Annotated in this window: 15 protein-coding genes and 1 pseudogene; 15 read left to right on the forward strand and 1 reads right to left on the reverse strand. The window is 60.1% G+C overall.

The features are described from left to right. Positions 1 to 174 precede the first annotated feature (174 nt). The 11 genes from U5A67_RS30540 to U5A67_RS30590 all read left to right on the forward strand — a co-directional run bounded on the left by U5A67_RS30540 (position 175) and on the right by U5A67_RS30590 (position 14,877). The gene (locus U5A67_RS30540) at positions 175 to 1,287 is read left to right on the forward strand and encodes an alanine racemase (RefSeq protein ID WP_321817260.1); all 1,113 of its coding nucleotides are present in this window, start codon (positions 175 to 177) and stop codon (positions 1,285 to 1,287) included. A 32-nt stretch (positions 1,288 to 1,319) separates the two neighbouring features. Continuing rightward, the gene (locus U5A67_RS30545) at positions 1,320 to 1,652 is read left to right on the forward strand and encodes a DMT family transporter (RefSeq protein ID WP_321817261.1); all 333 of its coding nucleotides are present in this window, start codon (positions 1,320 to 1,322) and stop codon (positions 1,650 to 1,652) included. 646 nt (positions 1,653 to 2,298) lie between these two features. Further along, the gene (gene atzF, locus U5A67_RS30550) at positions 2,299 to 4,143 is read left to right on the forward strand and encodes an allophanate hydrolase (RefSeq protein ID WP_321817262.1); all 1,845 of its coding nucleotides are present in this window, start codon (positions 2,299 to 2,301) and stop codon (positions 4,141 to 4,143) included. Between the two features lie 13 nt (positions 4,144 to 4,156). Continuing rightward, positions 4,157 to 7,756, forward strand: coding sequence for an urea carboxylase (gene uca, locus U5A67_RS30555; protein WP_321817263.1), 3,600 nt, complete (start codon positions 4,157 to 4,159; stop codon positions 7,754 to 7,756). 35 nt (positions 7,757 to 7,791) lie between these two features. Continuing rightward, entirely contained in the window at positions 7,792 to 8,508 is a 717-nt protein-coding gene (locus U5A67_RS30560) for a GntR family transcriptional regulator (RefSeq protein WP_321817264.1), read from the forward strand. A 191-nt stretch (positions 8,509 to 8,699) separates the two neighbouring features. Continuing rightward, positions 8,700 to 10,001, forward strand: a complete 1,302-nt coding sequence (gene urtA, locus U5A67_RS30565) for an urea ABC transporter substrate-binding protein (RefSeq protein ID WP_321817265.1) — start codon at positions 8,700 to 8,702, stop codon at positions 9,999 to 10,001. 75 nt (positions 10,002 to 10,076) lie between these two features. Continuing rightward, entirely contained in the window at positions 10,077 to 11,696 is a 1,620-nt protein-coding gene (gene urtB / locus U5A67_RS30570) for an urea ABC transporter permease subunit UrtB (RefSeq protein WP_321817266.1), read from the forward strand. A 2-nt stretch (positions 11,697 to 11,698) separates the two neighbouring features. Next, positions 11,699 to 12,895, forward strand: coding sequence for an urea ABC transporter permease subunit UrtC (urtC, locus tag U5A67_RS30575; RefSeq protein ID WP_321817267.1), 1,197 nt, complete (start codon positions 11,699 to 11,701; stop codon positions 12,893 to 12,895). Between the two features lie 84 nt (positions 12,896 to 12,979). Then, complete coding sequence (gene urtD / locus U5A67_RS30580) at positions 12,980 to 13,765, forward strand: urea ABC transporter ATP-binding protein UrtD (RefSeq protein WP_321817383.1); 786 nt, start codon at positions 12,980 to 12,982, stop codon at positions 13,763 to 13,765. Between the two features lie 39 nt (positions 13,766 to 13,804). Then, entirely contained in the window at positions 13,805 to 14,500 is a 696-nt protein-coding gene (gene urtE / locus U5A67_RS30585) for an urea ABC transporter ATP-binding subunit UrtE (RefSeq protein WP_321817268.1), read from the forward strand. Positions 14,501 to 14,730: 230 nt separating this feature from the next. Further along, positions 14,731 to 14,877: a hypothetical protein gene (locus tag U5A67_RS30590; protein WP_321817269.1), complete on the forward strand. Its 147-nt coding sequence runs from the start codon at positions 14,731 to 14,733 to the stop codon at positions 14,875 to 14,877. A 288-nt stretch (positions 14,878 to 15,165) separates the two neighbouring features. Here U5A67_RS30590 and U5A67_RS30595 read toward each other — a convergent pair. After that, positions 15,166 to 15,332: pseudogene (locus U5A67_RS30595) on the reverse strand (ATP-binding protein); the annotation flags it as partial. Between the two features lie 460 nt (positions 15,333 to 15,792). On the opposite strand from U5A67_RS30595, the gene U5A67_RS30600 reads away from it, so the two are divergent. The 4 genes from U5A67_RS30600 to U5A67_RS30615 all read left to right on the forward strand — a co-directional run bounded on the left by U5A67_RS30600 (position 15,793) and on the right by U5A67_RS30615 (position 21,039). After that, on the forward strand, positions 15,793 to 18,312 hold the full coding sequence (locus tag U5A67_RS30600) for a hypothetical protein (protein WP_321817270.1): 2,520 nt from the start codon (positions 15,793 to 15,795) through the stop codon (positions 18,310 to 18,312). Then, positions 18,282 to 19,331, forward strand: a complete 1,050-nt coding sequence (locus U5A67_RS30605; RefSeq protein ID WP_321817271.1) for an NAD(P)/FAD-dependent oxidoreductase — start codon at positions 18,282 to 18,284, stop codon at positions 19,329 to 19,331. The genes U5A67_RS30600 and U5A67_RS30605 overlap by 31 nt, the downstream gene beginning before the upstream one ends. Positions 19,332 to 19,453: 122 nt before the next feature. Continuing rightward, positions 19,454 to 19,606, forward strand: a complete 153-nt coding sequence (locus tag U5A67_RS30610) for a hypothetical protein (RefSeq protein WP_321817272.1) — start codon at positions 19,454 to 19,456, stop codon at positions 19,604 to 19,606. Positions 19,607 to 19,809: 203 nt separating this feature from the next. Next, positions 19,810 to 21,039, forward strand: coding sequence for a hypothetical protein (locus tag U5A67_RS30615; protein WP_321817273.1), 1,230 nt, complete (start codon positions 19,810 to 19,812; stop codon positions 21,037 to 21,039). Positions 21,040 to 21,088: the final 49 nt, after the last annotated feature.

The following is a 21,088-nucleotide window of genomic DNA, read 5'->3' on the forward strand; positions in this document are numbered from 1 at the left end:
CAATTGAGTGCGACATTGCCCGAATTATTGGCGAGAAATTAATTCTTGCACTCGCAATGGGATTCCATCATGTGTACAAGCTTTTGCTATCCATGTTGGAATTGGTTTTTATGGATTTTCGGAATTGGCATGAGTGTTGCTGGGAATGGTCTTTCCTCATGAGACACAGTTGCGATGAATCTCGGAAAACATTTCAGTACCGAATCTCCGGACACCTTCTATATCATCGACAAAGGTTGGATCACGCGGGCCGCGCGGCAGTTCGTCGAGCAGTTCGGCGGCAAAGTCCTGTATGCCGTCAAGGCCAATCCACTGCCGGCTGTGCTTGATGCACTGAGGCGCGGCGGGATTCAGCATTTCGACGTTGCCTCTCTTGAGGAGGTTGCGCAGGTTGCGCAGCGTGTGCCTGACTCAACGCAATACCTGATGAATCCTGTCAAGTCGCGTCACGCAATCGATATGGCGTACCGGACCTACGGTGTGCGTGCATTCGTGGTGGACAGCGAGGCCGAACTGCGCAAGGTGCGTGACGTGCTGCCGTCGTCCGACTGTGACATCAAAATGTACGTACGATACGCACCCTCCGAATCCGGCGGCGTTTTCGATCTTCGCGGCAAGTATGGTGCGACGGTTAATGAAGCTGCTGCTCTAGTCGAGACTATCGAGGCCTCGACGCGCTGGGATATCGGGTTGTCGTTCCATGTTGGTTCCCAAGCCGTCGAGGCGGCTCCTTATGTGAAGGCACTGCAGGATGCGGAGCGCATCGTGAGCAGCACACATAACCGCATTCGAAGTCTCGATGTCGGTGGAGGATTTCCAGGCTCCTATCTGAACAGCCAGGGCAATACAAATATGTTGCTTGCCTCGATTCACTCGTGCATCGAGGCTTCGCCAGCGCTTCGGGAACTGGATCTGATATGCGAAGCGGGTCGCGCGCTGGTGTACGGAGGAATGTCGCTGTTCGCTCGAGTCCTGCTTAGGCGAGGCGAGGACATATTTTGCGGCGCAGGCATTTTCGGTGGGTTGTTGTCAGCGCAGCAATGGCTACAATTTCCGCTGCGTGTGTGGCGTCGTGGCGAGCCGTACGGGGGCAGCGAGCAAGCATCGTTTCGCTTATTTGGACCTACATGCGACAGCATGGACAGGCTGGCATTTCCGTATTCTCTACCCTCGGACCTCAACGAGGGCGACTGGCTGGAATTTCAATCCACTGGAGCATATTCGGTGTCGTTGCGAGCGCGGTTCAATGGATTCTATGCCGACGACATCGTCGATGTCAGCCAATGAGTGTGCGCTAGTCAAACGAACGGAGACCTGTCATGACCGCATACTTCGTCCTGGTTCTCGGCATCGTCGCCGAAGCCACGGCAACCCTTGCGCTCAAAGAAAGTGATGGCTTTAGTAAGCCACTTCCGCTTGTGCTGGTCGTGCTCGGTTACGGCGTTGCGATCGCCTGCCTTGCCAATGCGCAAAAGGGCTTGCCGATGTCGCTCATATCGTCAGCCTGGTCTGGTCTCGGCATAACGCTGGTGACGGTCGTGGCTGCATTTCGCTATCAGCAGGTGCCGAATGTGGCGTCGATTAGTGGGATCTTCATGATCATCGTCGGAATCACAATTGTGAATCTGTTCGGGACAGTTCCGGGACACTGAGTCGAGTCCGGGACGCGCCTCGGAGGCGGTGCTGGCGATTCGACTGCCCTATCGCCGATGAATGGGTTTCCGACTTCCTTGAAAACACTCAGTTGGTTTTTCATGACACGCCCCGTAATGCCACGGCACGCCCTTTCGAGCCGATAAGCGAGGCATTAGAGCGCCGATCTACGGTTCTTTTCCTGGCATCTTCTGTCGTGGTGGACTAACAACGATGAGTGCTCGGGCTTTCTCCGCTGGTGCTGGTCAAGCGGCGAAGAATGCCGCGATCACGCCGGCGCAGGCCATCTGGAGTCACGGCCTCGCTTTTCATCATTGGCGAGGGTGCGGAAGACCGACGGTGATGTCACCGGCGATCTGCGACTGGCGCGGCCGCCTTGTGGGGAAGGGTCGATGGCGCGCACAACGTGTTTGCGGAGCTTACACGCTTTTCGTGGCATGAAAGCGCGGGGTGGCGAGATGCACCAGCGCTGCGCGGATGCCCTCTTTATAACCGCGCAGTGCGCGGCTTCTGTGCAACGCTGATCTGAGTGCCTAGTCGTCCACGCAGGGAGCGTGCCGCGCAACGCAGTATTTTCGGTTGAACCAGTTCTGGCATAAGTCTTGAATACGTTTCGTCTCGCTTGTACACAAGAAGGGATACGAGATGCTTGGATGGACGATTTCAGACTGGCTCAACGCTTACCGCAAGGGCGCCACGCCTTCGACCTTGATCGGTGAGCTGCGGCAAGCGGTTGCTGCCCCAGACGTAGCGTGGATCTCGCTCGCGCCTCCCGAAGTGCTCAAGACACAGCTGTCGGCGCTGGAGCGCAGGCTCGATGCGGCTGGGGGAGGCCTTAGCCGATTTCCACTCTACGGCGTGCCCTTCGCGGCGAAAGACAATATTGATGCAGCGGGCTTTACGACTACCGCTGGTTGCCCGGCCTTTGCCTACGCGCCCGAAGCAAGCGCAACCCTAATCGCACGATTGCTCGACGCGGGCGCAATCCTGATCGGCAAGACGAATCTCGACCAGTTCGCAACTGGCCTCGTTGGCGTGCGTTCACCGTATGGAATACCGACCAATGCATTCGATCCAGCCTACATCGCCGGCGGTTCGAGTTCGGGGTCGGCATCCGTAGTCGCGCGCGGCCTTGTGCCGTTCTCACTGGGTACCGATACGGCGGGGTCGGGGCGCGTGCCGGCGGGGCTGAACAATATCGTTGGCCTCAAGCCCACGCGTGGCGCCTTCAGCAATACGGGGGTGGTGCCCGCCTGCCGCACGCTCGATTGCGTCTCCGTTTTCGCCACTACGGTCGAAGACGCAATACGTGTCTATGACGTCGCGGTGGCGCTGGATCCTGCCGACGGACTGTCCCGCGAGGCGCCATCGGAAGCACGCAGCATGACGCTGCCTGCGTCGCCGCGCTTTGCAATCCCGGCCAGCCCCGAATTCTTTGGCGATGCGCGATCGGAGGCCGCCTTCAAAGTCGCTGTCGCCCATGTTGAAGCACTCGGCGCGACCTGCGTGCCGACCGATTTTTCCCTCTTCGACGCCGTGACCGCGCTGCTCTACGATGGGGCATGGGTCGCCGAACGCTACGCGGCAATCCGCAGTTTCGCCTCGGAACATGAGGCCGACATTCACCCGGTTGTACGCGACATCATTTTCAAGGCGCGCAATTTCTCGGCGGCCGATGTATTCGACGGAGTTTATCGTCTCGCGGATCTGAAGCGCCAGGCCGACGCCCTGATGTCGCAATTCGATGCGCTTTTGGTGCCGACGGCACCGACCCACTATCGCATCACGGAACTGCTCGACGACCCCGTTCGCCTGAATAGCAACCTCGGCAAGTACACGAATTTTGTGAATCTGCTCGACTGGAGCGCGATTGCCGTGCCGGCGAATCTGCGCGACGACGGCCTGCCATTCGGCATCACGCTGATTGGGGATGCGTGGAAGGAGCTCGCACTCGCGGACTACGCAGCGAGATGGCACAAGGCTACGGGCCTGACCCGTGGCGCTTTCGGCCTGCCTCTGCTGTCCGACGCGATCGCTGACGCACCGTCCGGCGCTGTACCCACTGACGTGACGGACACTGGCCATATCCGCGTCGCCGTGGTGGGGGCGCACCTGCGCGGCATGCCACTCAATCATGAGCTCACGTCGCGCCAAGCTCGCTTCGTCGAGGCCACCACAACCGCGTCGACCTACCGTCTGTACGCGCTCGCCAACACCACACCGCCCAAGCCGGGGCTCGCACGCTCAGACACTGGTTCGCCGATCAAGGTCGAGCTGTGGGATGTGCCTGCTGCGCAGTTCGGTTCGTTCGTCGCAGGCATTTCGGCACCGCTGGGTATCGGGACGCTCACGCTTGCCGACGGCAGACAGGTGAAGGGGTTCATTTGCGAACCCTACGCCCTGCAGGGGGCCTGCGAAATCACCGGGTTCGGTGGTTGGGCCCACTACCTTGAAAGTCTGCGCAGCGGCGTCACGCCGTCCCTTTCCTGATTCCGGGGTTCCCATGTTTGACACTGTCCTGATCGCCAACCGGGGCGAGATCGCGTGTCGCATCGCTCGCACGCTCAAACGCATGAATATCCGCTCGGTCGCGGTCTACTCCGACGCTGACCGTGACAGCCAGCATGTCACAGCCGCGGATGTTGCCGTGCCGCTGAGCGGCAATACGGCTGCGGAAAGCTATCTGCGCGCAGACCTCATCATCGCGGCGGCGAAAGAATCCGGTGCACAGGCCATCATTCCAGGATATGGCTTCCTTTCGGAAAACGCGGAATTTGCCGCGCGCTGCGAAGCGGAAGGCATCGCGTTCGTCGGACCCACGCCGCAACAGATGGAACAGTTTGGCCTGAAGCACGCCGCACGTGAACTGGCCGAGCAGGCGGGGGTGCCCCTCACGCCAGGCTCAGGGCTGCTGGCTGACGTCGAGAGCGCACGGGCAGCTGCGCTGGCGATCGGCTTTCCGGTCATGCTCAAGAGCACCGCTGGCGGTGGCGGCATTGGCCTCACGCGCTGTAACAACGAGGCCGAACTCGTCGCCGCCTTCGAGTCCGTGCAACGGCTCGGTCAGGCGTTCTTCTCGAATGGTGGCGTCTTCGTCGAGCGCTTTGTCGACCGCGCGCGTCATGTCGAAGTTCAGATTTTCGGTGACGGAAAAGGGAATGTGGTGGCCCTGGGCGAGCGTGACTGTTCGCTTCAGCGACGCAACCAGAAGGTGGTCGAAGAAACTCCGGCTCCCAACTTGCCAGAGAGCGTGCGTACCCATTTGCTTGCCGCAGCGGAAAGCCTTGGCCGCTCGGTGGGTTATCGCTCGGCGGGTACGGTCGAGTTCATCTACGACTCCGCCAAGGAGGCGTTCTATTTTCTCGAAGTCAATACGCGTCTCCAGGTCGAACATGCCATCACGGAGAGCGTGACCGGGATCGATCTGGTCGAGTGGATGATCCAGACCGCGGCGGGCGAGCCGCCAGCGCTCGATCGTCCGGTCACGTCGCGCGGCGCGTCGATCGAGGTCCGGGTCTATGCTGAGAATCCGCTGCGTAACTTCGCACCGAGTCCGGGGACGCTGAACGAAGTGAGCTTTCCAGACGACATCCGTGTGGACAGCTGGGTGGAGACGGGCACTGAGGTTTCCGCGCACTATGACCCCATGATTGCGAAGCTGATTGTGCACGGCGAGGACCGGGCCGCGGCGATCGTCGCCATGTTGCGCGCCCTGGAGGCAACGCGTCTGTCGGGTATCACGACCAACCTCGACTATCTGCGCAAGATCGTTGCCAGCGAAGGCTTTGCGAGCGGGGATGTTTCCACGGGCTATCTCGATGGTTTTGCGTATCGACCAGCGGTCGTCGAAGTGATCGATGCGGGGACGTACACGACGATCCAGGACTATCCGGGCCGCGTCGGTTATTGGGACATCGGCGTACCGCCGTCCGGTCCGATGGACGACTGGGCGTTCCGCCTCGCGAACCGGATCGTCGGCAATGTCGAACAGGCGGCCGGCATCGAAACGACGGTCCTTGGCCCGACATTGCGCTTCCATGCTGATACGGTGATGGCGCTCACCGGCGCGCCGACGGCCGCCGAGCTCGATGGAAAGCCTGTCCCGTTCTGGACGCCAGTGCAGGTATCGGCCGGCCAGACGCTGCGTATCGGCAAGGCGACGAGCGGCTGCCGGACCTATCTGGCCGTGCGCAACGGGTTTGACATGCCGCTGTATCTGGGCAGCCGCTCGACTTTCGCGCTGGGCCAGTTTGGTGGTCATGCCGGGCGCACGCTACGTCCCTCGGACGTGCTGCCCATTGCCGACCCGACGCTGCCTACGACGGCCGATTTGGCGCCTATCCACGCACCGTTGCCGCTGCCGCCCGAACTGGTGCCGGTGTACGCACAGACGTGGGAAATCGGCGTGCTGTACGGGCCGCACGGCGCGCCTGACTTCTTTACTGCGGAGTCGATCGAAACGTTCTTTGCGAGCGAGTGGGAGGTTCACTACAACTCGAACCGTCTGGGCATCCGCCTGAACGGTCCGAAGCCCGAGTGGACACGTACCGATGGTGGCGAAGCCGGGCTGCATCCATCGAATGTACACGACTGCGAATACGCGATCGGTAGCATCAACTTTACTGGCGACATGCCGGTGATCCTTACGCGCGACGGCCCGAGTCTCGGCGGTTTCGTGTGCGCTGCCACGATCGCGAAAGGCGAGTTGTGGAAGGTCGGGCAGGTCAAGCCGGGTGACCGTATCCGCTTTCGCGAATTGACCTTCGACCAAGCCCTCGCACTCGAACAGCGTCAGGATGCGTTCATCGGTGACTGGGATGCCTCGGGACTACGCGCGCCTGTCCTTGCCGACACGCGCGGCACCCCGGTGCTTTATGAGGCCGCCGCACAGGGCGAGCGGCCGAAGACGGTTCTCCGGCAGGCAGGCGACCGTTACATCCTGATCGAGTATGGCGAGAACGTGCTCGACCTGAACCTGCGATTCCGCATCCACGCCTTGATGGAGGCGCTTAAAACTTCTCCCGTGCCCGGCGTGCTCGAACTCTCGCCAGGTGTGCGCTCGCTGCAGGTGCACTACGACAGCCGCGTGGTCCGTCAGAATGCGCTCGTCGCCGCGCTCGTCGCGGCCGATGTGTCGCTCGAAGGGATTGCAACAATGAAGGTCCCGAGCCGCGTCGTCTACCTTCCCATGGCTTACGAGGATTCGGCCACGCTGGATGCGGTGGCGCGCTACCGCCAGTCCGTCAAGGATACGGCGCCGTGGCTGCCCAGCAACACGGAGTTCATCCGGCGCATCAATGGACTGGATTCCGCGGATGCGGTGCGGGATACGATCTACGAAACGAGCTACATGGTGCTGGGCCTGGGTGACGTCTATCTGGGTGCACCCTGCGCTGTGCCGGTCGACCCGCGCCACCGTCTTCTCACCTCGAAGTACAACCCGGCGCGAACCTATACGGCCGAAGGCACCGTCGGCATCGGCGGCGTGTATATGTGCATCTACGGGATGGATTCGCCCGGCGGCTATCAACTGGTTGGCCGCACGCTGCCGATCTGGAACAAGTTCCTGAAAAACGAAGTCTTCGTCGATGGCAAGCCGTGGCTGCTGCGGTTCTTCGACCAGGTGCGTTTCTATCCGGTCACCGAAGTTGAGCTGGACCGCTTGCGCATCGATTTCCTCGAGGGGCGCGAGACCGTATGCATCGAACATGAGACTTTCGATCTCGGGGAGTACAACGCTTTCCTCGCGCGCATCCAGCCTGAACTCGAGGGGTTCCGGGCCAACCAGAAACAGGCATTCAAGGAGGAGGTCGCGCGCTGGGCGACACAGGCCGACGTCGAGGACGTTGGGGGCGGGCGTGACGACATCGTCGTGGGCGACGCGGTGAGCGGCTCGATTGTCGCGGCGGATATCACGGGCAACGTGTGGAAGCTGTCCGTCGAACCTGGTGCGAACGTTCGTGCAGGTGACCCCCTGCTGATTCTTGAGGCAATGAAGATGGAGTTTCACATTTCGGCACCGCATGACGGGATCGTGAAATCGTTCCACTGCAGGCCGGGTATGATGATCAATGCGGGCGATCCGCTGGTGTCGCTCGAATGATTTTCCTACCTTGTCACACGCACCTGGGACCGTAGATGGTGGACAACCGCGTGCCGGCAGCCCCGGCGAAAATTGCGAGCAACCTCGCTGCACAAATCTATACCCAGCTCAAGGCGGATATCTTCGATTTCCGCCTGATGCCCGGGGACAAGTTCAGCGAAGGGGACATTGCCACGCGTATGCAGGTCAGCCGCACGCCGGTGAGGCAAGCGCTGTTCTGGCTTCAGCGCGAAGGCTATGTGGATGTCCATTTCAAGAGTGGATGGCAGGTTCGCGCCTTTGATTTCAAGTACTTTGAGGACCTGTACGAAATCCGCGTGATGATGGAAACAACGGCCATCGGCCGGATTGTCGCGGAAAAGCTCTCGTCCCAGCTAGATCCGTTACGCGAAATCTGGTGTGTGGCAGCGAAAAAGCGCGAGCAGGATCCTGCGCGGGCGGCAGCGCTTGACGAAGGGTTTCACGCGGGCATCGTCGCTGCGGTGGGCAATCTCGAGATGGCCCGCATGCATGCCGATGTCACCGAACGGATCCGCATCATCCGCCGCCTCGATTTCACCAAGGCACCGCGCGTATCGGCGACCTATACGGAGCACGCCGACATCCTCAAGGCGATAGGGGCGGGCGATGCGCGGCTCGCCCAGCAGATGATCCGTGCGCACATCGCCGAGAGCCAGGCCGAAGTGAAGCGCATCACGCTCTATATGATGCAGACGGCGCGTGCGCAGTATGCAGACAATGAAGACGCATAGGTCAATCCCCTGACGCGTGCGCGGCGCACCATCCTGGCGCCGCCGCGCACCGTCATCAGTCTTCCCGGTCGCGTCAATTTCGCTGATTTCCTTTTTTCTGCGGCCACATAACACCTGGCCCGGAAGTTGCATTGCTGAATGTTGTCTTGTATCCAAGATGAAGTACAACTTTCAATCCTTAAGGACTATCAATGAAAAAGCGCGAGTTTCTGAAGGTGGCGTCGGCAGCGGGGGTGGCGGGGGTTGCGGCGAAGATTCCGTCGGCCTTTGCCCAGGGTGCGGGCAAAGGCCCGATCAAGGTCGGCATTCTGCACTCGCTCTCGGGCACGATGGCGATCTCGGAAACGTCGCTGAAGGACACGGCGCTCATGACGATCGCCGAAATCAACAAGGGTGGCGGCGTGATGGGGCGTCAGCTCGAACCCGTGGTGGTGGACCCGGCCTCGAACTGGCCGCTGTTTGCCGAAAAGGCGCGACAGCTGATCACGCAGGACAAGGTCGCTGTGGTGTTCGGCTGCTGGACCTCGGTGTCGCGCAAGTCGGTGTTGCCCGTTTTCGAGGAGCTCAATGGCCTGCTGTTTTATCCCGTGCAGTACGAAGGCGAGGAGATGTCGCGCAACGTCTTCTACACGGGCGCAGCGCCTAACCAGCAGGCAATTCCCGCGACGGAATATCTGATGAGCGCCGAAGGCGGCGGCGCGAAGCGTTTCTTCCTGCTCGGCACCGACTATGTGTATCCGCGGACGACCAACAAGATCCTGCGTGCTTTCCTCCATTCGAAGGGCGTCCAGGATGCCGACATTCAGGAAGTCTACACACCGTTTGGTCACAGCGACTATCAGACCATCGTCGCCAACATCAAGACGTTCGCTCAGGGCGGTAAGACCTGCGTAATTTCGACCGTGAACGGCGACTCGAACGTGCCGTTCTACAAGGAGCTCGGCAACCAGGGCGTGAAGGCGACAGACGTGCCGGTGGTCGCCTTCTCGGTGGGCGAGGAGGAACTGCGCGGCATCGACACCAAGCCGCTCGTGGGCAACCTCGCGGCGTGGAACTATTTCATGTCGCTGCGTAATCCGGAGAACACGAAGTTCAAGAAGATGTTTGCCGACTGGGTGAAGGCCAACAACCTGGCGGGCGGCGACAAGCGCGTGACCAACGATCCGATGGAAGCGACCTTCGTTGGGATGCATATGTGGAAGCAGGCCGTCGAGAAGGCAAAGAGCACGGATGTCGACAAGGTACGCGTTGCGATGATCGGCCAGAAGTTTGCGGCACCTTCAGGTTTCACGCTGGAAATGGACGGTAACCATCATCTGCACAAGCCGGTGATGATCGGCGAAGTTCGCGCGGACGGCCAGTTCAACGTCGTGTGGCGTACCAAGACGACGATCCGTGCGCAGCCGTGGAGCCCGTATATCCCGGGCAATCAGGGCAAGCCGGATGTCGTGAGTTCGATCCCGGATTTCCTGCGCCGCCGGCGTGTTGCCTGAATGAGCACCTGAGTCTGTTTCCCGGGGCAGGCCAGTCTGGCGGGCCCCGATCCAGCCGCCTCTCCCGATCCCGTCATGAAATCATTATCCTGCCTGCGCACCTTGGCCGTGCTGGCGGCGTGTGTCTGCGTGAGCACGACAGCCTTCGCGCTTGACACGGCCGACGTAGCTCCGCTTGGCGCCGATGACTTCGACGCCAAATCCGCAGTTATCGACAAGCTCATCGCCACGCACGACGCCGCTTCGCTCGCACTCCTGAACGCGCTATCCGCGGACAACGTGAGCGCGACCGATTTCGGCGAAGTGCTTGTGCAGGACGGTGGCACCGCGAAGGATGCAGCCACGGGCAAGCCCGTTGCCGCGAACATCGCGTCCAACGCTCAACCTGTCACGCTGAATAATGCGCTGCGCTCCAAAGTGGCTGGCGCGCTCTCTGGCCTGCAGCTCGCTTCGCCAGAGGTGGAAACGCGCAGCGCGGCCATCGCCGAGCTGCTGAAGAACCCCGATCCGTCGATGAAGCCGCTGATCGACGCGGCGCGTGCGAAGGAGACCGATCCCGCGCTCAAACGCCGCCTCGACACGCTCTGGGCCATGACGGCGCTGCATGATCCCGATGCGACGAAGCGTCTTGAGGCAGTGACGCTGGTCGCCGCGCGCCGCGATCTCGATATGTACGAATTGCTGCGCCCGCTGGTCGCGAAGAACCCGAGTGGCACCTTCAACGAGCCTGACGCTCGCGTGCGCGCAACGGCGCAGGTAGGTATTGACGCGCTCGACAGTATCCAGCGTCGCAGCGAGATTGCAGGCACGCTGTTCGCCGGGCTGTCGCTGGGTAGCGTGCTGTTGCTCGCTGCGCTCGGCCTTGCCATCACCTATGGCCTCATCGGCGTCATCAACATGGCGCACGGCGAGTTTCTGATGATCGGTGCTTACGCGACCTACGTGGTGCAAACACTCTTTCAGCGCTACGCACCCGGCGCGTTCGACTGGTATCCGCTGCTGGCGATTCCCGCCTCGTTCGTCGCGGCGGCGCTGGTGGGGGCGGTGATCGAGCGGCTCGTGATCCGTCATCTCTATGGACGTCCGCTGGAGACACTGCTGACCACCTTCGGTATCAGCCTGATCCTGATCCAGGCCACGCGCATGATTTTCGGTGCGCAGAACGTCGAGGTAGAAAACCCGGCATGGATGAGCGGCGGCCTCACCGTGCTGCCCAACCTGATCCTGCCGTACAACCGGCTCGCCATCCTTGCGTTCTCGCTAATCGTCGTGGGCATCGCGTGGACCGTGCTGACGAAGACGCGTCTGGGTCTTTTTGTGCGCGCCGTCACCCAGAACCGCCGCATGGCTGCGTGCGTGGGCGTGCGCACTGCGCGGGTTGACGCGTGGGCCTTTGCGTTCGGTGCGGGTATCGCCGGGCTGGGTGGCTGCGCGCTCTCGCAGATCGGCAACGTCGGTCCGGATCTGGGCCAGAACTACATCATCGATTCGTTCATGGCGGTCGTGCTGGGCGGCGTGGGCCAGATTGCAGGCACGGTGATCGGCGGCTTCGGTCTCGGCCTCGTGTCCAAGGCCATCGAGCCGTTCTGGGGCGCAGTGCTTGCGAAGATTGCGGTGCTCGTGCTGATTGTGTTCTTTATCCAGAAACGTCCCCAAGGCCTCTTTGCCCTTAAAGGCCGCAGCGCCGAGGCATGAAAATGATGACAGTCACTACGCCTTCTTCCACCCCGCGCGAGATCGCTTCAGCGAGTCACGGGCATCGCGCAGCCGCCGTTGAGACCTTCGCTCTCGGATTGCCCCCGCGTCCGGCGTTGCTTTCGCGTCGTGCGTGGCTTGCGCTCATCGCGCTCATCATCGTGATGGGTGTGTGCGTACCGCTATGCGCGCTGGTACTGCCGCAGTCAAGCGCACTGCACCTGTCCGCCTACACGATGACGATCGCGGGCAAGTTCATGTGCTATGCGATTGCCGCACTCGCGCTTGATCTTGTATGGGGTTATTGCGGCATCCTGAGCCTGGGTCACGGGCTGTTTTTCGCGCTCGGCGGCTACGCGATCGGGATGTACCTGATGCGCGAGATCGGGCATGACGGTGTGTATGGCAGCAACCTGCCTGACTTCATGGTCTTCCTGAACTGGCACAGTCTGCCCTGGTACTGGCAAGGCACCGATCACCTCGCCTATGCGCTTGGGCTTGTGGTGCTCGTGCCGGCCGTCGTCGCCTGGGTGTTCGGCTTCTTCACGTTTCGCTCGCGCGTGAAGGGAGTGTATCTCTCGATCATCACGCAGGCGATGACGTTTGCGACGATGCTGCTGTTCTATCGCAACGAAACCGGCTTTGGCGGTAACAACGGCTTCACCGACTTCAAGCGCATTGCAGGCACACCCATCACCCATCCGGGTACGCGCACGGTGCTGCTCCTGCTCACGTTCGCAACGCTCGTGCTTGCGTTTCTGGCCGCGCGCGCGATTGTAACGTCGAAGCTCGGCCGCGTGGTGACCGCAGTACGGGATGGCGAAACTCGCCTGATGTTTCTCGGCTACAGCCCACTCGGCTACAAGCTGTTCATCTGGACGCTCTCGGCGGTGCTCTGCGGGATCGCTGGCGCGCTTTATGTGCCGCAGGTTGGCATCATCAATCCGGGCGAGATGTCGCCGGGCAATTCGATCGAAATGGCGATCTGGGTCGCCGTGGGCGGGCGTGGCACGCTCATCGGTCCGATCATTGGGGCCTTCGCCGTCAACGGCGCCAAGAGCTTCTTTACCGCCTATTTCGCGGAGTACTGGCTGTTGTTTCTGGGCCTCATTTTTGTGCTCGTGCCGCTGCTGCTGCCCAATGGGATCATGGGGCTTATCCAGCTAGTCGCGAAGCGTCTGGGCAAGGGAGGGCAGTAAATGTACGACGATGCAATCGATACCCGCTCGCGCAAACCCGTGTTTGGAGAGCGAGGTGCACCTTCGCTCTCGGGCGTTGCGGGCATGGGCCATGTCGTCGAGCCCGGAGCGATCGACACCTCACATGGCACGATCCTGTATCTGGAAGACGTGACCGTGAGTTTCGACGGGTTTCGCGCGCTCAACAGGCTCTCGCTCGATATTGACGTGGGGGAACTGCGCTGCATCATCGGTCCGAACGGCGCGGGCAAGACGACGATGATGGACGTCATCACCGGTAAGACTACGCCCGCCTCGGGTAAGGTCTTTCTTGGTCAAACGCTGGACCTCACGCGCATGAACGAGCCCGCGATTGCCCGCGCGGGCATCGGGCGCAAGTTCCAGAAGCCGACGGTGTTCGAGCAGCACCCTGTCTGGGAGAATCTCGAACTCGCAATGAAGGCCGACAAAGGCTGGTTCGCCACGCTGCGCGCGAGGCTCGATCGCGAAGCGCAGGCAAAGATCGAGGAGACGCTCGAAACCATCCGGCTGGTGAGTGACGCGCGGCGTCTTGCGGGCGAACTCTCGCATGGACAGAAACAGCGTCTGGAGATCGGTATGCTGCTCATGCAGCGACCGCAACTGCTGCTGCTCGACGAGCCCGCTGCCGGCATTACCGATGACGAGACCATGGAGCTTGCGGCCCTGCTTAACCGCCTGCGCGGCAGTTGCTCGATGATGGTCGTTGAGCACGATATGGACTTCGTCGCCGCGCTCGCTGGAGACACGGGCCGCGTGACCGTGATGGCCGAGGGCCGCGTGCTTGCGCAGGGCACACTCGATGAGGTCAAACGTGACGAAGCCGTTATCGAATCGTATTTGGGCCGCTGAATCTACAGCACCAGGCTTTTACGCAATACAGGCATCGAAATGCTCACAATCGAATCGCTGAACCAGTACTACGGCGGCAGCCACATCCTGCGCGACGTCTCCATGACGGTGCCTGAAGGCGAACTGACCGTGCTGCTCGGGCGCAACGGCGTGGGCAAGTCCACGCTTCTGCGATGCCTCATGGGCGTTGTGCCGACAAAAAGCGGTTCAATCGCATGGCGCGACATCGCGCTCACGAAAATGCCCACACACGCGCGCGTCGCGAACGGTCTGGCTTACGTGCCGCAGGGCCGCGATATCTTTCCGCGGCTGACGGTCGAGGAAAACTTGCTGGTGGGTGCGGCGAGCCGTAGGCACGCGCCAGGGGGTGTGCCGGATCACATCTACGCACTGTTTCCCGTGCTCAAGGACATGAAGGCCAGGCGCGGCGGCGACCTGTCAGGCGGTCAGCAACAGCAGCTTGCTATCGGCCGGGCGCTGATGAGCGATCCGAAGCTGCTGATCCTCGACGAGCCGACTGAAGGTATCCAGCCGTCCATCATTCAGGAAATCGGGCGCACGCTGTGCAGTCTGGTTGCGGAGATGAATCTGACCGTGCTGCTGGTCGAGCAGTATTACGATTTCGCGAAGGCCATTGCAGACCGTTATTGGGTCATGAGCCGCGGAGAAATTGTGGCGGGTGGTGCGGGATCGGAGATGGAGGCGAATGGGGTTCGCGAGCTAATCGCCGTCTGAGTGCGTGTCATCTCGGTGAGGCAGGCGTGCGGCACGAACGCTCCTGGGCGCTGCTTATTTGGGCCGCCCGTCTGTCGTGGAATGCAGGCAGAGGAAGGCCGTGCGGGAGGATACCGTCGCCCGCAAAAGGCGAAGCATGTCGGGACGCAGGGCTTGATGCGGACACCGTCAATTCAGGATGCCCTGGCTTTCAGGCGCTCAGGCGGTATTGCAATCGCCCGAAGGTCTGGTTGTCCGGCTTCGACCTGCAAAAGCAGACCAACGACGTCAGCAAGTGCGACGGTGTCGCTATCGGTTCGACCACGCAGCAGCAGGTCTGCGAAGAATTCGCAACCCGGCTCAAGCAGTCCAACCGCAGCGTCTCAACTGGCGCGTGAGCGACCGCAAGTCTCCGAAATAAACGGCACGTTGGAGCCGTTGGGGGCAACATGCATTACGCGCGCGATTGTCCTGCAATGCGCGCGCTGGTGCCATCGAGCGACTTCAACCAGCTCACATGGGTCGCCCCAGAAGCCCTTCTTACGTCGTACGGCCGCGTTGAAAAACTGATAATCCTTCGTCAACTTCGCGGGTATCTGTTCGGGCATCACAAGTGGCACTGAGCACGGTAACAAAAAACCTGAGTCAATGCACCGGTTAAGATAATTGTCGCCGTCCATAACCGCTACGCTCGTGTGTTCGTACAGCTTGGAGAACAGGTGGCACACTCTTTACAGTCTGTGTGACTGAATGGCAGGTAGCCCAGTTCATCAAGGATCACCAGATCGACGTACATCATCTTGTGCGCAAACTGCCCTTGCTTGCCCGCTGCCTTTTTAAATCCCAAGGCATTGGTTCGTTCGAATGCAAGCTCCGAAACGAAGTTTCCAGTCGAGAACAAAACACTTTGTAACGCGCGATACCTATCTGTTCAGATAGGACTGTCCATGCGTAAGGCAAGAATAGAATGACGGGGAAAAGCAGCGGCGAGAGCAGAAGACAAAGATTTGAGGCTCAGTACCTATGACTTACCTATTAAAATCATTCGGAAAGATTGATTTAAATAAGGAAAGCGGTTTTCCGTTCCCACTTCCTGATTGATGCAATCTGGAATAAATTCTTTGCCTCACTCGCTCTATAAATAAAAACAGGTATAAAAATTGAGGACGTGTTAGAAAAATTGCACTCAAGTGCAACAACCAACGCAACGACGGGAAGAAAAACATGGATGCCTATTGGTTGGACGCGATTTCTGCCGAGGTACGGAAAAGCCATTTGCTCATGTATGCCATGCTCTGCGGAGGGCAACGCTCATGAGCACACGTCGAGATTTTCTCAAGGCCGGCGTCGCGGGGCTCGGCTTAGCTTTTGCCGCCAATCATGCGCGTTTGACGATGGCGGCAACCGATGGGGCTTTGATCGACCGCGTTCAGACGATCTGCAAACGTCTCGGCGAGGCGGGATGGCGTGATCTTTTGATGGCCGTAACAGCAGGGCAGCTCGATATCCTTGCGCCTGACCTTAAAACGGAACTCGCCAAGGACCTATCACGAATCGACCGGCGCTATCAGGGCTTCGGCGATTTTGCGCTGGCCGGCCGCCGCGGCATCGAGCCTGGGCAACCGGACTATAGCCTCCTTTATCATGCGCTCGCTGCACCCTCCGTGGTGGCGGACCATAATGGCGCGCCGCTTAGAGCGTTTCCGACGCTCGCTGAGATCGATGACGTCGAAAATTACATCTACGCAAGCAGGCAGGTTTCACTCGATACGTTGCGTGCCGAATTTAGTGGGCTGCCGGTAGCCGTGGTGACGTTTGCCACTCAATACCGTAACGCCCCCATGGCGGTCAACGGGCGGCACGCACAACTTTGTTTCTCCCGCTCTGGTGTGGGCCGTATCGGCAATCTGGCGCCGCGCTACGATGGGCAGTTGCGCAGTTTCGTCGGCACTGACGAAAACAACGTGTTCGATTTCCATGTTGTGCCGCGCCGCTTTTCGCATTACCTTGCGGTCCAGATGCCGGTGGATTCCGGCGCATCGCCCGGGTTCGGACCGCAGGACAAATTGGCCGATGACAAGGATCGTCAGTTCTGGGTGCCATTGCATAAAATCTTTAACGGTTCTGAGTGCCTCACGGGCATGAACTTGCAAGTGCTTGCGACGCGTGGCATGTTGAACGACGAAGTCGCCAGCTTTCATCGCTTTCTTGACAATCAGAAGTTGCAGAACAACTGGACAGGCGCAACACTCGAGCAATATCCGTTTTCTATCCGCGATGAGAAGATCGCTTCGCTGTCCACGGATAGCGAGTACGGGCCGGGCGTGCTGATTCCCCGCGCCAACGTGCTGGTTGAAGAGGCGAGATTTAGAGGTGCACGATTGACTTTCCCGGTCGATCCGCACTATTCGGGCAAAGCTGTCAACATGCAAATGTCGTCACTATTCGTGCTGCCCGGTGGTGCTCCGCCGCACATTCCGAAATATTTCGACGATGCCGAACAGGGGAAGGCGAGGCCCGCGCCGGAATACATCAACATTCGCCATCGGGTTGTCGATGGCAAGATCGACAATCTGAACGATCGCCCGAATCTGATGGAGATCCTCGAGCGCGGCAACTATCAGGCACAGCACTACATCGATTTCAGTGGGGATGGCTGGATCGTGGCCACGTGCCCGGAACTAGCCAAAGCGGGAATCACGGTTTCCAAGCCGGCATTCTGCATGATCGGTCTGCCCGATTTCTTGCCGAAGGTGGGGCAGCGCGACCTGATGTTGTGGTGGAACAATGAAATGCCGAAGCCACTGCGTGCCGCGTTGTGGGCGACGCCGCCATTTGCGTTGTCGCAGACGCGAATCGCAGCCAATATCGAGTTGCCGGCGGGCTTCAGTATCGACGACGACACGGTCAGTGCGATCGTTGCGCAGCCGCAAAGACTGGACAATATTTCGCCAGAAGCTGAGCCGCAGAAAGCCAATGGCTCATTGCGCTTCGATAAGGTCGGACTACCGGATGGTTCACCCGGTCTGTTCGATCCGGGTTGGGATACAAGCCTTGGTGTGGATAAAAGTCAGGGTGGAAAACTAAAGCGCTTTCTCGTCAGTCATGGGCTGGGCTCGCCCTTTATCGAAGATGCGAAGCTGTGTGCTGCGCTCGGAAGCTACTGGCCAGGTGTCGCTCCCGATGCGACCCGGCAATATCAGCCCGACAAGCATCTCAGCGGCATTTCTTATCCATGGCCGACCGCAGTACCGTTCACGGACGAGGAGATCGGTATTACGCGAGTGGCGAATGGTCCGCTCAAGGGGCGGCTGCTTCCATGGGATGGTGTGCCCGGACCGCGACGCGCGATGTTCAATGGCAAGCCTGTCATCGAATACGAGAATGAGCTGCGAGTCGACTACATCGATCTGATGGGCACCATGACCGCGGCGCTCACCTCGCGTATCGATCTGCACGAGTATCAGGCTCGCACGCTTTCAATGGCGGCTGTGTATTGGAGTCTCGGCATTCAGGACGATGCGAAATCCAGCAATGAGATCAACATGGTGTTGCGCGAGAAGGCGTCATGGGCGGTCTTATCGTTCACACGAGTACCTCAGCATGACGCTGAGCTCCAGCGCATTGTCGAGCAGACAGGTGCGCAACTCAATTCTCCGTGGCATTACTATCGCTTCGAACTGTTTCGCTGGGGGGCGCGGCATTCCGATCCCAGAAGGCTGAAAGTAGTCTTCGTCGATATCCTCGAGGAAGCGACGGCGTACACGGACGGCAGACACGTCATTCTGAAACGGGACGATAAGTGGACAGTCGACAATACGATACCGACGTAGTCGTGATCGGCGGTGGCCCTGCCGGCAGCGCGACGGCGATCGCGTGTGCCGCGCGAGGGCTGCGTGTAAGTGTCTTCGAACGTGACGACGCGGGGAGCGCTCGTCCGGGCGAAACTCTGCATCCTGGTGTCGAGCCGCTGCTTGCACAACTTGGCATCGACTCGGCGCAACTTGCGGCGGTCACGGGCGCACGCCATGAAGGCGTGTGGATCGAGTGGAACGGTGCGCGCCGTTTTGACGCATTCGGTAGCGATTCACAGGGGATGTGGCGCGGTTTTCAGGTTCATCGTCCGGCATTCGATGCATTATTGCTGGACCGCGCGGCCGAACTTGGTGCGAAGGTCAGGCGCTCTTGCGCCGTTTCAGGTCTGCTTGTGCAAGACGGTGTGATTCGCGGCGTTACGACAGACGACGGACCGGTCACGGCCCGTATAGTTGCCGATGGAAGTGGCCGAGCGGAATGGCTTGGCCGGCAGTTGCGGATCGACAGGCCGACCCATTCACCGCGTCTGAGCGCGCGCTACGGCTACGTGAGCGGCAGCTATCCCGAACGCGATGCCGCGCCCGAAATCACCGCGGATGCATCGGGATGGCTATGGACTGCCTTGGTGCGGCCCGGCGTTTATCAGTGGACGCGCGTTTCCCTCAATGGCAGCAGAATCCCCTCCGACTGGATGCCTGAAACGCTGCGTCACCTCGCGCCGATGGGGGGCTCAAGAGGCGCTGATGTCACCTGGAGAATTGCCAGCGAAGTGGCGCGCCCCGGGTGGCTCATGGTGGGCGACGCTGCCGCGGTGCTTGATCCAGCGTCGTCGCATGGCGTGCTCAAAGCGTTGCTTTCTGGTATCACTGCGGCACACCTTATCAAGGCAGTTCTCGTTGATGGCGCTTGTGCGGATGAAGCTGCGGGTGCCTATCACGACTGGCTCAGCGGTTGGTTTGCGAGCGACGTACAGCAACTGGCAGGCTTCTATGCGGAGCTTGGAATTGAGGGGTATGAGAAGCTGTTGCGAAATTAGAAGCTTTCTTCATGCCCTATTGCTGACTGCTGGAACAACCTGACAAGCCGGCGCTCCGCGCTGGAAGTAATGCCGCGCCTCGAAAAGGAGTTCCATGAAACTCGTGCCGAACTGGAGACGGAGTGCAAAGCTCGTGCGCTGGTGTTGCAGGCGCAGCAGTTGCTGATGTCACGCTCGAACGGGCCGTTGAGGCGCGGATGATGATCGAAGGCTCGCTGACTGATGCGCAAAAGTACGCAAATATATTCGATGAGGAAATCGCGAACTTCGATTGAACTTGTGCTCAACGGGGAAGCCCTTGTCGATTGTCGGCGCGATGGCCGGTACCGCCGCACTGGTGCGCCTGATTCTCCACTTGCCGATGGACAAAGTGGTGCCCCGCTGCTCTGTGCAAGGACAATACCCATGCCACCTCGCTGGCTTCATCCTCTTCATTCCCTTAGACTGCGTACTCGCTCAAATCTGATGCCCGAAGTACATGACCGAGGTACCTTCCAAACCCTACCGCGTGCAGGCTACGGTAACGTCGTGGAATAATCCAGATGCCCTCTGGCCTTGGGGACTCGCCAACGTTGTGTCGGACGGCCCAACAACGAGGGCCTATCTCCGAACCAGCGCAACGCGAATCAAGCCCGAACTCGGCAGACCATTCTTTTGTGAAATCAATGAGACGCCACGGGGCTGGGCTGTAATTTCGATTGAAGATGACGAGGAGGGGCTCCCGGTATCGTTTGAGAAGATTCAGGCGACGGTGGGCAAGCTGATTCGCGCCGGTGGATGGGGCTACGAACTGGTGTCATGCGGCGCGCAAGGTTGGCCGGAGCGGCGCGTGATGCTCTACACCAACTACCTCAACGACGTCGCACGGATCGCGTACCTCAAGCCGGGCGTGCTCGTTACTGTCGACCTCGAGAAGGACGGAACGGGATACCGGGTCAGCAGGCTTCACGAGCCCCTCGCGTCGAATGCATTTCCGGAATTTGATGCTGATGAGGCGCATGCTCCCCGCGTCGCGGTTGCGTTTCCGATTTACTCCTGGGATCCCGCCGCACCTCGCGCGCGGAAAACACTTCTTGCAGCCACTCATTCCGACGGCACGGACGTCTATGCGGCCGTGCATGTTCCGGTCGCAGCGCTCCGTGCACTAGGAGTACCTAACTTGCATCGTTGCGAATTGCCGGAAGTGGAGTCGTCGCTCGAGAGTCTGGATCGTATTGAGGCATGGACGGAAATCCTGATTGCGGGTGGCGAGCAGGAGATCGATGCGCTTCAGATCGATCGCGTGTTGATCGAGGTCGTCCCAGCCGAGAACGGAATTGCATGGGCATACCATCGGCTGCTGGCGCCGGGTACTTTTCGGCAAGGCCCTGTCGGTGAGGTGTTTGATTGGGTTGACGCTACGGTCGTGGCTGTAGAGGACGACGCAAGAACGCTTGAAAAGCGAAAGGAAGAAGGCGCCGGTGGACAGCAGCCCATCGCACGTCCGAAGAAGGTGAGCTTTCGCTTCGAGCAAGAAGCGGTTGGCCGCGGTTCAAGCACTTGGTACGCGGACGAGGAGTGTGTGAAACACGCAGGGCTCAAACCAGGTGTGCCTGCAACCATCCGGATCAAGCGAGAAAGCAAGTACTGGAAGACCACGCACGTGCATCGGTCCATTCCATCGAATATGGCAACGACGACGGTTGATAACGAGAATGTGGCTGAGTAAGTTCCTCACTGCGCTCGCGCGCACGCTACGCGGTGAGCCGGTAACGTCG

Source organism: Paraburkholderia sp. J69-1, assembly GCF_905220255.1.
Lineage (GTDB): Bacteria > Pseudomonadota > Gammaproteobacteria > Burkholderiales > Burkholderiaceae > Paraburkholderia.